Origin of the sequence: Rhodohalobacter sp. 614A (assembly GCF_021462415.1) — a bacterium.
Lineage (GTDB): Bacteria > Bacteroidota > Rhodothermia > Balneolales > Balneolaceae > Rhodohalobacter.
Map to the genome: position 1 here is coordinate 1,594,855 of NZ_JAKEDS010000001.1, position 13,730 is coordinate 1,608,584.

Below are 13,730 nucleotides of genomic sequence, written 5' to 3' on the forward strand. Positions count from 1 at the left end.
AACTATAATCCAAGAAATAATCATGGTTAACTCAATTATATATTTCATCCCGATTGCAGGGGTTTTGGCTTTACTATATACCTTCTTTAAAACATCGTGGGTATCTAAACAAGAAATAGGTACCGAGAGGATGGAGAGAATAAGTAAAAGTATTGCATCTGGAGCAATGGCTTTCCTGAAAGCTGAGTATAAAGTTCTTTCAATTTTTGTATTAATTGTAGCTCTTCTTTTGGCATTTAGTGCCGATCCTGTAACCTCAAGCTGGATGATTTCAATTTCATTTATTATTGGAGCACTCTGCTCGGGACTGGCAGGGTTTATCGGAATGAAAGTAGCAACCAAAGCGAATGTAAGAACTACACATGCTGCACGCACAAGCCTTGGAAAAGGCCTCGAAGTAGCATTTGCCGGAGGCTCGGTAATGGGGCTCGGCGTGGTTGGACTCGGCGTTTTGGGATTAAGCATACTCTTCATTGTATTCAGCCAGTTATTTGGCCTTGAAGGAGCCGGTGCGGTAAATAAAGTATTGGCTGTTGTAACAGGATTCTCATTTGGAGCTTCATCCATCGCCCTGTTTGCACGGGTAGGTGGTGGTATTTATACCAAAGCAGCCGACGTAGGTGCCGACCTTGTAGGTAAAGTGGAAGCAGGTATTCCTGAAGATCACCCCTTAAATCCTGCAACTATTGCAGATAATGTGGGGGATAACGTAGGTGATGTTGCCGGAATGGGCGCCGACCTTTTTGAATCATACGTAGGATCCATTATCAGTACAATGGTTTTGGGTGCAGCATTTATGACAATTCCAGGTTGGAGCGATAACTTTAACGGACTATCTGCTGTTTTACTTCCGCTCGTACTAGCCGGAACAGGAATTCTTACTTCTATTCTAGGCACCTTTTTTGTCCGGGTGAAGGAAGGCGGAAATCCACAAAAAGCATTGAATATTGGTGAGTTTGTTTCTGCTTTTGTAATGCTCGTGGCATCCTTTGTTATCATTCGATGGATGCTCCCGGCTGAATGGACATTCAATGGCCAGGCACTAACGTCTTTAGGTGTTTTTTGGGCCACGATTTTTGGTCTTGCAGCCGGTCTTCTGATTGGTCTTGTAACTGAGCACTATACGGGAACAGGTACCCGGCCGGTCTGGTCCATTGTAAAACAATCTGTAACCGGTTCAGCAACAAATATTATTGCCGGCGTTGGAGTGGGGATGATTTCTACCGCCATTCCTATTGTGATTATTGCCACTGCTATTATTGGCGCCTATCATTTTGCCGGATTATACGGAATTGCAATTGCAGCCGTGGGTATGCTTGCAAATACCGGAATCCAGCTCGCAGTGGATGCATACGGGCCCATTTCAGATAATGCCGGCGGTATTGCAGAGATGTCCGAATTGCCCAGCGAAGTTCGGGAACGAACAGACAAACTGGATGCCGTAGGAAATACCACTGCGGCTATTGGAAAAGGTTTTGCAATTGGATCGGCTGCATTGACTGCTCTGGCTCTTTTTGCCGCGTTTATCACAGCTTATGAAACTGTAAATCCGGGCGTTTCCGTATCCATCAATATTACAAATCCATTTGTAATGGCTTCCCTTTTTGTAGGAGCGATGCTGCCATTCCTCTTTTCTGCACTCTCGATGAATGCGGTTGGACGTGCAGCTATGAGCATGATTGAAGAAGTTCGCCGACAGTTCAAAGATATTCCTGAGCTTTCCAAGGCATTGGCTGCAATGAACAGAAATGAAGGCAAGAAACTGAAGGACTGGTCCACCGAAGACCGCCTCCTTTTTGAAGCCGCTGACGGTAAGGCAGAATATGAAAAATGTGTTGCGATTTCTACAACGGCATCTATTCGCGAGATGGTTGTTCCCGGACTTCTTGCCGTAATTGTGCCTGTGCTTTTTGGTTTCCTGGGAGGACCTGAAATGCTTGGAGGACTGCTGGCAGGCGTAACTTCCGCCGGTGTTCTGATGGCTTTGTTCCAGTCCAATGCAGGTGGCGCATGGGATAACGCCAAGAAAATGATTGAAGAAGGTGTTACAATTGACGGTGTGAAATATGGAAAAGGCTCCGATCCACACAAAGCCGGAGTTGTGGGAGACACCGTAGGAGATCCTTTTAAAGATACTTCCGGTCCGTCATTGAACATCCTCATCAAGTTGATGTCGGTTGTAGCGCTTGTCATAGCCACATTGATTTAGGAATTTATATTCGTACCGACTTTCAACTACACTTAAAAAAGCCCTGCAGAGTGAACTCTTTGCAGGGTTTTTTGTTTTAAAGAATCCCGCTCCGAAGGGACACTAGATTTGTTAACTTATCCAATGATTTAATCCTCTTACACAGTATTATGAATATTTTCAAACTCTTCTTCGAACACGATTTGCGTCTCGACGAACTTCGTGAACGTCAGCTCGACCGCAACATTCAGGACGTCACCACAACCATTGAAGATTTTATGAAACCCGATCCCACATACTCCAAATTCTATTTGGCAGGGACGGTTTTAGAAGAGGAAAAATTCGGATTGAGTGTTCTAAAGCAATATCCCGAAATTATCCAAGCACTCTCCGAAGCATTGACTTCCCATCAGGCTTTTCTGGAAGATTCTCCCGTAACTATTCAAAAAGCCGTGTCGGAAGCGCAAGTCGGTTGGCCTATTCTTTTATCAGAAAAAAATGATATAGAATGGAACAGGGAAGAACTGGTTGTGAATCATGAAAGCAATATTGGCTACAAGAAGGCGAAACTTGCAGAAGTTCTCAAATCAGGTGATTTGGTTTTATATAAAGAAAAAGCTCACCAGGGATTTGATCTGCACCTGTTCTCAAAGAAAAATATCTATCCAAAAATGTTTTATCCTTTGAGGGAACTTGTGGATGACGATTTCCGATTTTTTAGCATCAATGGAAAAAAGATTCGTACTGAAAGAAAATTTTATTTCGAAACCTGGACCCTGGAAAGGCCTCCGCATGGCGCTGAAGAGGTTTTTAGAGATACAGAAATCTGATTTTTTTACCATTTAAAATCCGGGAAATTCTTTTCAAACCAAATTCCAGGACAGAGCTATGTTTTGGATAAATAAATGTATAGTAGTGATGAACGCCTTATCTTATGCCATTAAGGTATATCTTGCAAAAAACATGATCGCAACTTTATGACATTTACCGAGAAGTTGAAGAAGGCTGTTTCTGCCTCCAACTCCGTTCTATGCGTGGGTTTAGACCCAAATCCCACTCTTATTCCCCAAAGCCTTCGGGAGCAGTTTTCTGAACCTCACGAGCTAATCCTTGAATTTTGTCGCAGAATCATCGAATCAACCAAAGATTCAGCCTGCGCATTTAAACCAAATACGGCTTTTTTTGAAGCTCTTGGCAGCAAGGGATGGAAAGTTCTTGAAGAAGTCAGGCGACTTATTCCGGAGGATAAAATCATCATTGCCGATGCTAAACGCGGTGATATCGGCAACACAGCGCTCCAGTATAAAAAAGCTTTTTTTGATGAGTTAAATGCCGATGCGCTTACAGTGAATGCGTTTATGGGAATGGATACGCTGGATCCTTTTTTGGATGAAGAAGGAAAAGCTCTTTTTGTGCTGGCAATGACATCGAACAGAGGGGCGGCCGATTTTTTGCAGCGAAGATTTGAAGGAAGGATGTCTCTTGGTGAATACATCGCCGAAGAGCTTGAAAAGAAACAAGAGAAAAGTGCTACACACCTCGGACTGGTGGTGGGCGCTACGCAAATTGCATCTGTCTCTCCGGTGATAAATGCCTTCCCGAATGCGCATCTTTTGATTCCCGGGATTGGAAAACAGGGCGGTTCTATTACTGAACTTCAGATGATTCTGAATGATCATCACGGAATTCCAATCATTAATTCGTCCCGGTCTATTATTTATGCCGGTGCGGATCATGAAAACTGGGAAGAAATCGTATCAAAAAAAGCAGCCGAAATGAAAGATACATTACAAACCATCACCCGGCGATATGTCTGATTCCCTTCCCACGGTCATTTTGTATACGGATGGAGCCTGTAGCGGAAATCCCGGACCGGGAGGTTGGGGGGCGTTACTTCTCTGGCAGGGAAAAGAAAAAGAGATGACCGGCGGCTCTCCAGATACAACCAATAACCGGATGGAAATGATGGCGGTTATCGAGGGATTGAAAGCCCTCAAAAAACCGTGTCACGTGAAAATACACAGTGATTCAGCCTTAATTGTCAACACGTTCAAAAAAGGTTGGATTCAAAACTGGATCAAAAGAGGCTGGAAAAAATCCGACAAGAAACCTGTAGAAAACCGTGATCTCTGGGAAAAAATGTTAAAGGCGATGGAACCCCACACCATTGAATGGGTCAAGGTGAAAGGTCACGCTGACAACATGCTCAACAACCGGGTTGACCGATTGGCTGTCGCGGCTTCTCAAAAGTTTAAATAGAAGTTGACTACTCTTTAAAAATCGATTTCAGAAATTCCGTGTATTTCTCTTTATTTTTTTGAATTAATAGAGGAATTCCAAAATTATACCCGACCATTTTATCGGTAAAATCGTGACGGATCAGGTTGGGCAGCTTTTTTGTTTTTGATCCGATAATAATCATATCTGCCTGCTGACTGATGGATTCTTCATACACACAATCTGCGAGGCGTCCTTGCTGACGGCGGGTTAATACGAAATTCACATCTTCAGGAAAAGAGAATTGATCAATAAACGTCGATTTTTTCTCTTTGATTTCATCATCAATTCTTTCTCTTTCCTCTTCCGATAGCATGTATGGAAAGAATTGCGCCCGGTATTCGTAAATATGCTGCGCCGTTACCGTTCCGTGTTTTACCAAACTTTGCGCAGCCTGTAAAGCTTTGGCCGATTGTTCGGAAAAATCAACGGGAACCAACACACTCTCCAAATTATAACGACAGTTTTCCGGTACAAAAAGGATGGAGGTGGGTACATATTTTAAAATCCGTTTTGGAATGATTCCCTCCCCGGCATATCCAACTTTTTTGCCCATAATCAAAAGGTCGGGTTCAAGAGAGTTGACAACTTGCACAATTTGATCGGTTGGTTTTCCCTCTTTTATGATAAGTCTGATTTCGATGGAACTGTTATTGAAATGGGCTTCAATTTTTTCGTTCAGTTCATTTCGGATGATCTCTTCAAATTCCTCTTTGGTTTCAATTTCAGGAAATTGTTCGACGATATTCAATGCCGTGGGGCCAGATTCAATCACGTGTAAAAAAGTGATTGTTTTTGGAGTTTTAACGGTGGATAAAAAAGAGCTGTATCCAACCAATATTTCGTCCATTTTTGACAGGTCGAGAGATACAATCCAATGATTTAAATTCTTCATAATCTTCTCTGATTTCTATTTTTTCTGTTTTTTGATAGCGTTCGCTACAAGATCCCGGTAAGATTCTCGTTCTTTGGCTTTCGTTTTATCAACAAGATCTTTGTGTTCTTTATTCAATCCTTTCTGCAGGCTGTAACACATTACTAAAAGAACAATAGTAAAAGGAAGCCCGGTGCTTATCGCTCCCGCCTGTAGAGCACCTAACCCTCCACCCACCAGTAAAATAGCAGCAACAGCTCCTTCCGTGGTGGCCCAGAAAACCCGTTGACCAACAGGCGCATGCAATTTTCCGCCACTTGTTAAACCGTCAATCACGAGCGACCCTGAGTCGGATGAAGTAACAAAGAAACTCATGACCAAAATAATGGCAAGAAATGAGGTAATATTTGACAATGGAAACTGATCTAAAAGGATAAAGAGCGATGTGGTTTGATCGGCCTGAACGGCATTGGCTATCTCTGCAATGCCCCCGGTTTCGAGGAAGAGTGCACTGCCGCCAAAACCGCTCATCCAAAGAAATGTAACAAATGTTGGGATTAACAAAACACCTAAAACGAATTCACGAATGGTTCGGCCTTTTGATATCCGGGCGATAAACATGCCTACGTATGGAGACCAGGAAATCCACCACGCCCAGTAAAATACAGTCCATGTGTTCAGGAACTCACCTTCTTCATAGGATTGCGTCCATGTTGCAAAACCGGCAAAGTTCTGCAAATAATGCCCGATGTTTTGCATGAAGGACGAAAGAATGTAAAGCGTAGGACCGACTACTAAAATAAAGAGTAAAAACAGGGCTGCAATTCGAATATTAAATTCACTCAGCACCTTTACTCCTTTATCAATACCCAGCACAACAGAAATGGTAGCGATAGCCGTTACGCAAATAATAATGATGACTTGCAGGTTTATGGAGTTGGTTAATCCAAATACATATTCGATGCCCGCTCCGGCTTGAGCAGCTCCGAGCCCGAGAGAGGTTGCCAATCCAAAAAGAGTTGCCAATACTGCAAGTACATCAATGATATCGCCCATCCAGCCGTCAATTCGGTCGCCCAGTAATGGATAAAAAACAGATCGAAAGGAGAGGGGTAAGTCTCGGTTGAATGCAAAAAAAGCGAGAGCCAAAGCAACAATTGCATAGACAGCCCAGGCATGCAATCCCCAGTGCAGAAAGGTAATTCCCATCGCGTCACGTACGGCGTCGGTGGTTCCGGGTTCGGCATGCGGCGGACTTGTGAGATGCCACATTGGTTCGGCAACGGCGTAAAACATCAAGCCGATGCCCATACCGGCGCTAAAAAGCATGGCAAACCACGCCATGGTGCTAAAATCTGGTTCGGCATCTTGTCCTCCCAGACGGATTCTTCCAAATTTACTGAATGCGAAATACAGCGAAAATCCAATAAAAATATTAACGGCACCTACAAATAACCAATTTGCAGAACCTGTGATAAATACTCTTGCCGAATTAAATGCTTGTTCGGCGGATTCGCCGGCTATTAGCGTTCCAATAATCAGGGTGGCAATTAATATAACAGACGGCCAGAAAACCGGTCCGTGAATATCAAAGTACTTGTTTGTGTCGGATTTGTTGGATGATGATTGACTATTCTTTTGTTGAGAGTTACTCATGGAGTAAAAAATTCATTAAAAGGTTTTTATAATCGATCCATGTTTAAAAATAGAAACCGATATTAATATTGTAGCGGATGTTATATTCCGAGGAACCCGTTCCGAGATCTTCATGGCCAGGTCCCACGCCAATTCCGAAATTGTCTGTCAACCAGGGGTGATTGATTCCCTGAGCAATATCAAAATAAGTATACACAGGGCCGGCTGTTACAAGTAGGCCTGTTATATTTTGAATGGTCGACTGAAAGTTTTCTTCCAGGTCAAGCGAAGATTTCCCCGCGGTTAAGGTAGATCCCGATCCAATGCTATTCGCCATATAGCTGAAATCGTTGTAGAAGTTGAGGTTTGTGACGGGGCCCCACTCAACATCATAAGAGTACGAAATTCCAAGAGTAGCAATCCATGCTTCAGTAGAAACTTCGTAGGGAATAGCATAAGCCCCCATAAAGACAGTACTGATATTTTCACCGGCATCATTCCTGGTATCCATTTTATAATAGAGAATCTGTTGCAGAATATTAAAACTTCCCGAGTTGATATCAGCATGCAGGGCCAAGGCGTATTGGCTGTCGAATTCATTCCGAACGCTGTTATATAGCTGACCGAACTGTACCGAGCCCCCAATTTCACTTTCATCAAACTGATAAGCTGACCTTAGATTGAGCTGGTTTCGTTCGGTCAAAGATGTGTTTCCGTCGGGAATGACATCGTAGGAATATCGCCCCGGACCGCCACTGCCAAATGCCGCGGGTGGACCTTCCGGTTCAGCCTGAAAGAAATAGGCAAAATCCCATCGAAAATTGTCAGAACTATGCGTGATTTTTATTCCCATATCGTGATCATCTTCCAAACCAACATAATAGGGAAGGCTGAACCACCAGTTGTGTGAATTGTATTGAATATTGCCGAACGGAACCTGGGTAACACCAAGCTGCCCCTGGGTTGATTCTGAGAACTGATATTCCAGCCATCCCTGTTTAATAAAATGGGTTCCAAATGTGGGATAAAACCGATATTCGAAGTTAAGCCCGATTCCTGCTGGATTATCGTACAAAACATTAATTCGCCAGGTGTCCAGAGTAAAGGAAGAACTTGTGGCGTTAATGCTGCTTTCGTAATCCTGAAGAATCATATTGAAACGAAGGGCCCCGCCAATTTGAAGAAAGGGTTCCTCATCTTCCGTTTGAGCATTCACTAACGAGGGTAAAAATAGCAGAATAAGAAAGACGAGGGAATGAGAGCGAGAGGAAAAGTGAGGAGATAAAGTTTGTAGGGTAAAATGAATTTTAAAAGAGGTTAAAGGATAAAATTTATATATGATTTATTTTTATAAAGTATTGTTTAATATGGCTTTTTGATTGGTTCTTTCCAAGAAATTACTGCTAATAAAAGTATAAATGAGAGAAACAGATATTTTATTGAGAAATAAAAAAAGCCCTCCATTTGGAGGGCTTTGAACATCAGAAATTGAAAGAGATTTATTCTTCTCCCAAATAAGGATATTGCCACTTTTTAGGAGGAACTCTTGTCTCTTTAATGGCTTGTGCCGATAACCATCGTAACATGTTAATCACGCTTCCGGCTTTATCATTGGTGCCGGATTTTCGGGAACCGCCAAATGGTTGCTGACCTACAATCGCTGCGGTTGGTTTATCATTCACATAGAAGTTTCCGGCTGATTGCTTAAACCGCTTGGCCATCGTTTCGAGTGCATATCGGTCCTGGGCAAAAATGGCACCCGTCAGCGCATACGGCGATGTATTATCACAGAGATCAAGCGTTTCCTCAAAATCCTCATCTTTGTATACATAAATCGTGAGGACAGGACCAAAGATTTCCTCTTCCATTGTTTTGAACTTTGGATTGGTTGTAAGAATCACGGTAGGATTCACAAAATATCCCTCGGAATCATCATAGGTTCCGCCAACGAGAATTTCTGCATCCTCGGCGTCTTTTGCGTAATCGATATAACCGGTAATTTTATCAAATGCCTTCCGGCTGATAACCGCTCCCATAAAATTCGAGAAATCTTCCACATTACCGACCTTAATTTTTTTCACCTCTTCAATCAAAGGATCTTTGAAATCGGGCCAGATTGATTCGGGAATATACATTCGTGAAGCGGCCGAACATTTTTGTCCCTGGTATTCGAAAGCGGCACGCAAAGCTGCGATAACCAATGCTTCCGTATCTGCGGTGTTGTGAGCAAAAATGAAATCTTTTCCACCGGTTTCGCCGACAATTCTTGGATAGGTATGGTATTTGTCGATGTTATTTCCAATCGTTTTCCAAAGATGATTGAAAGTAGCCATTGATCCCGTAAAGTGGAGTCCGGATAAGTGAGGGCTTGAGATTGCCGGATCGCCAACATCGGCACCTTCACCAGGAAGGAAGTTGATCACTCCATCCGGAAGGCCGGCTTCCTGCAGCACTTTCATTACAAAATAGTTGGAGTAAACCGCTTCAGGCGACGGTTTCCAGAGTGACACATTTCCACACATGGCCGGCGCTCCGGGAAGGTTACCGGCAATGGCCGTAAAATTGAACGGACTCACAGCAAAGACAAATCCTTCCAGCGGCCGGTAATCCACCCGATTCCACATACCGTCCGGAGAATAGGGTTGCTCATCCATAATTTTCGAGAGATACCACGGGCCAAAGCGGAAGAAATCGGCCAATTCACCCACAGCTTCAATTTCAGACTGATGGGGTGTTTTGGATAAATTCAGCATCGTGGAGGCGTTCATTGTGTAACGCCACGGCCCGGTGATGATATCGGCAGCTTTTTGAAATATGGCAACGCGTTCCTGCCACGGCAATACCGCCCATTTTTTACGGGCCTCAAGGGCGGCCTCAATGGCCATGTTTACTTCTTTCTCACCACAATAATGAACGGTAGCCAATTTATGGCCATGCTTGTGTGGCATCACCACATCGGCGGTTCTGCCGGTCTTTACTTCTTTTCCGTTGATGATCGCAGGAATTTCTATGACTTCATCCTGCAGTTCTTTCAATTTTTCTTTCAGCTTTTTTCTTTCGGGAGATCCCGGTTCAAAAGCATTATAGGATTCGTTTTTTGGCTCCTGAATGTTAAAATAGGCGTTCGACATGGTTCTCGTCTTCTATCTTAAAATGTTAGTTTTTCTGACTGAAAGATAAAGGATTCAGACCGATTATGAAGAGAAAAAACTATGCAGATAATATTCTACCCTGATGAAATATTACCTTGTTTTAAAAACGATGAGTATACGAGAGCTTGATGGTTCCGCTTCGCTGAAGAGTTCTGAACCGGTCGAACTGATCATCGTTCAGCCAGTTGTGATTGTAAACAAGATACAGGTCTGATCCCGGCCTGATAATCCACCGAAGACGATTGTTTGTGGCAAGCAGATCACTGAGGTTATCGAACTGAATATTGGTGGTGAAGAACAGGGAATTGGTAAAATCGATATTGGCTTCAAACCGGAAAAGGTCGGTCGAAAAACTCCCCTCTGCCAAATCAACATTGGTTCGGATATATTCAGGATTTAGTTCGAGGCCGGCAACCGGTCGCAGGCTGATATTTGCAGCATATTGAAATTGAGTGCCCGACCAGAATCCTCCCACAGCAACAGACGTTTCTATGGATATTTTGCGGAAAGATGCCGTTTCTATCTCGGCTGTAGCTAACCAGTTTTCGTACTCATCCACCGGGATAATAATGGAGGCGTCTCGTTTGATGTCAAACGGTAACTCCAGGCGTTCGTAATTCCTGGAAACATCAAACCGGATTTGGTCTCCGCTCATAAAGGAGATGTCGAAGAGGGTAAACGTGAGATCCTGTGTCAGAAGGTCAAAATCGAGATCCATCAGGTGTTCGTATCGAATGCCCCAGCCAACTTCCTGGAAAATATCACTTTCAGGAAATTGGGGTGTGTATTGAAGGGATGGCTGCAATCTTCGGAATGCATTTCTCGGTGTGAACCCCACGGCCGGATCAAACGCATTCCCGAATTCGCGGTAAGAAACATGCCCCGACCACGGCTCGTTTGGATAGTTTAGTCGGATTCCACGCGATGTCCGGTCCCAGAATTCCGATTCAGAATTCTCGAAAGCTGAGTTATGGAAAACAAAAAAGGCCTGGAATTGCAGGTTTTTATCACCAAGAAAATTCGAAGTACCGAGTTCAAGATCGGCACCCAGAGTGTGGCGATCCTGGAGATCAATGTCAGGATCAAAATCATCAGATGTGGACCGGCGCGTGTACACCACACCGATAGTACTCTCACTGCCGATATTTCGTTTGATTCGAGCCACCGAGAAATTTTCCGCACCTATGGTATTGGTTTCTCCCGTACGTACATGCAGGAGTGCGAGATTATATGGGCCGGTTGTACCGAGAAGCCGCGCGCCATATGTAATGGGTATGGGCTGACCGGCCGTGAGCCCGATCCGGCGGCTAAAGTATGGATTGATTCCACTCGAAGGTGCGAATTCATAGATATTGGATCCCTCAAGAAAGAAATCCCGTTGCTCGGGAAACTGCACGGCAAAGCGAGTGAGATTTACAATTCGCTGATCCACCTCGGCTTCCGCAAAATCGGTGTTGAATGTAAGAGAGGCTTTCAGGCTGGGAGTGATGCTGTAATTGATATCAAGGCCACCGTCAATTTCGCTGTCTGTTGTTTTGCCGGACGGGCTGTTCAGCTCATTTCCGGTCAGTATGCCGAAAGGCACAACTTCCAGGCCAAGTCCCTGAGACATGCCGTTCAGCCCGGTTAAAATTCCACCATCCTGCGGACGTGAAATTCCCTGGCTGCGCAGGTAGCCGGTCCAGAGTGCGGTTTCGTTTTTGCGACGGATCACCCGCATAAAATTCACACCCCACGTATCGCTGTTGGGATTGAAATTGAAAGTCCGGAATGGAATTTTAATTTCGGTCATCCAACCCTGTTCATTGATTTCCGCTTTTGCATCCCAGATACCATCCCAATTCAGGTTGATACTCTCGCCCTGTCCGGTGGTTATCAATCCGTCCGTTCGGAGGGCATTCGGGTTCACCTCCATAAAATAAGCCGTGCGGTTGTCGTTAAACGTATCAAAAAACCATGTGAACCGTTCATCAGCTACAATGGGTACGTCTCTTCGCTTTTGAGTTGCCTTAATTCCCGACGGATCGCTGTCGTATAAAATTACACCCATGTAGAGATACTCATCATCATAGGCGATTCGTACTTCTGTTAATTCGGTTGCTGGTTCTCCTTCCGATGGTTCCTGTTGACGAAAACGGGTAGCAGGCGCAATTTTCTGCCAAAAATCTTCTGTGGGATTTCCGTCAAAAATAATTTTGTCGGAGTCGGTAAGCCGATAAGCCTGGATTTCATTGCGCTGATGATCAGCCTGGGCAAGTAGTGCGGAAGGCAGGGAAAAAGCCAAAACCAAGAGCAAGATAATTAGTTGAAAAGGAAATTTATTTGAGAAGATGTGCGGCTCTTTGGAGATTCGATACATGTAATGGTTTTTCCGTCAGTTCTGTTGTTTGTAACCCCAGCAAAATATTTAAAATGAAGAAGTTATCTTTTACACGATACAACTTAAATTTGTATCAAATCTGAAGTAAAAATGAGAGTGGCAAGGTGCAGTTTTGCATAAATGATACGGAACGTTGACTCTGTGAATGAGTTTCTAAAGGTGAATAAAAAGAGATTCATAATCAGTTATGAGTAAAAATTTTTTCAATAATTCCCTGCTGGTAATCAAAAAAGCCGGGAAGAATTTCATGAAAAATGATCCCATCACCCTTGCCGGTGCACTGGCATTTTTTTCTATCATTGCCGCTCCACCCATTTTGATTATGATTATTTTCCTGGTGGGGCTGATTACGGGTCAGGACATGGCCAGTCAGGAAGTATTCCAGATCATCCGGACATCCATCGGAGAGGAAGCCGCGGATTTAATCCATAACATTGTACGGAATTATTTTGTAGAAGGAATCGGCCTGATCCAGCAGATCGTAAGTATCATCATTTTTCTGTTTGCAGCCAGTACATACTTTATCATTATTCAAAACTCGCTGAATCAAATCTGGCAGGTAAGAACAAAATCGAGCCGTAATCTCAAAAGAGTTCTCAAAGACCGGCTGATATCATTCATCCTGATTGCGGTTATGGGCGTTGTACTGATGCTCTCACTTTTACTGGAAGCAGCCCTGGGTTTTGTGGGTAACAACCTGGATTACCTGATTCCGGGCGTTTCCCCTATTCTCATTCATATCTTTGGTTACCTGATCTCCTTTTTAGCGGTGGTGATTATCCTGGGAATGATCTACAAATTTTTGCCCGATGTAATTATTGAATGGAAAGTGGTTTGGACAGGTGCGGCCGTTACGGCGTTCCTGTTTACGCTTGGTAAATTTTTGATTACGTTTATCCTCACCAACAGCAACATACAGGATATGTACGGAACAGCAGGCTCGACTGCCATTTTCCTGTTGTGGGTTTTCTATTCATCTTTGATCCTGTTTTTTGGGGCTGAGATCACCCAGCAATTTGCCATGGAATTCGCTGAAAATATTCAGCCGAAAGACCACGCCGAGAAAATTGTAACTCACAAAGCCGGTAAAGATTATATCGCCGATGAGCAGGGTGGGTAAATGCTATCATCAACACTCGTGTGATTAATTTTTTAAGAACATCTAAAAAGCATCAAATAAAGCTCAAAGTGACAGAAAAGAAATAATTAAGAATTTGAGTTGTA

10 protein-coding genes are annotated in these 13,730 nt (G+C 43.7%); 5 read left to right on the top strand and 5 right to left on the bottom strand.

The features are described 5' to 3' along the window. Positions 1-22 precede the first annotated feature (22 nt). The 4 genes from L0B18_RS06405 to rnhA all read left to right on the top strand — a co-directional run bounded on the left by L0B18_RS06405 (position 23) and on the right by rnhA (position 4,447). Entirely contained in the window at positions 23-2,209 is a 2,187-nt protein-coding gene (locus L0B18_RS06405; protein WP_234570529.1) for a sodium-translocating pyrophosphatase, read from the top strand. A gap of 149 nt (positions 2,210-2,358) precedes the next feature. Beyond that, positions 2,359-3,018, top strand: coding sequence for a hypothetical protein (locus L0B18_RS06410; protein WP_234570531.1), 660 nt, complete (start codon positions 2,359-2,361; stop codon positions 3,016-3,018). Between the two features lie 147 nt (positions 3,019-3,165). Continuing rightward, complete coding sequence (gene pyrF, locus L0B18_RS06415; RefSeq protein WP_234570533.1) at positions 3,166-4,005, top strand: orotidine-5'-phosphate decarboxylase; 840 nt, start codon at positions 3,166-3,168, stop codon at positions 4,003-4,005. Continuing rightward, entirely contained in the window at positions 3,998-4,447 is a 450-nt protein-coding gene (gene rnhA / locus L0B18_RS06420; RefSeq protein WP_234570535.1) for a ribonuclease HI, read from the top strand. The genes pyrF and rnhA overlap by 8 nt, the downstream gene beginning before the upstream one ends. Before the next feature lie 7 nt (positions 4,448-4,454). On the opposite strand, the gene L0B18_RS06425 is transcribed toward rnhA, so the two are convergent. The 5 genes from L0B18_RS06425 to L0B18_RS06445 all read right to left on the bottom strand — a co-directional run bounded on the left by L0B18_RS06425 (position 4,455) and on the right by L0B18_RS06445 (position 12,485). Next, positions 4,455-5,360 (bottom strand): universal stress protein, encoded by a 906-nt coding sequence (locus L0B18_RS06425; RefSeq protein ID WP_234570536.1) that lies wholly within the window; start codon positions 5,358-5,360, stop codon positions 4,455-4,457. A 15-nt stretch (positions 5,361-5,375) separates the two neighbouring features. Then, positions 5,376-6,995 (bottom strand): BCCT family transporter, encoded by a 1,620-nt coding sequence (locus L0B18_RS06430; RefSeq protein WP_234570538.1) that lies wholly within the window; start codon positions 6,993-6,995, stop codon positions 5,376-5,378. Between the two features lie 43 nt (positions 6,996-7,038). Beyond that, the gene (locus L0B18_RS06435; protein WP_234570539.1) at positions 7,039-8,190 is read right to left on the bottom strand and encodes a hypothetical protein; all 1,152 of its coding nucleotides are present in this window, start codon (positions 8,188-8,190) and stop codon (positions 7,039-7,041) included. A gap of 283 nt (positions 8,191-8,473) precedes the next feature. Next, positions 8,474-10,105, bottom strand: a complete 1,632-nt coding sequence (gene pruA / locus L0B18_RS06440; RefSeq protein WP_234570541.1) for an L-glutamate gamma-semialdehyde dehydrogenase — start codon at positions 10,103-10,105, stop codon at positions 8,474-8,476. Between the two features lie 121 nt (positions 10,106-10,226). Then, a complete protein-coding gene (locus tag L0B18_RS06445; RefSeq protein ID WP_234570543.1) occupies positions 10,227-12,485 on the bottom strand; it encodes a carbohydrate binding family 9 domain-containing protein in 2,259 nt (752 codons plus the stop codon). Between the two features lie 208 nt (positions 12,486-12,693). On the opposite strand from L0B18_RS06445, the gene L0B18_RS06450 reads away from it, so the two are divergent. Beyond that, positions 12,694-13,626, top strand: a complete 933-nt coding sequence (locus L0B18_RS06450) for a YihY/virulence factor BrkB family protein (protein WP_234570544.1) — start codon at positions 12,694-12,696, stop codon at positions 13,624-13,626. The last annotated feature ends 104 nt before the right edge of the window (positions 13,627-13,730 follow it).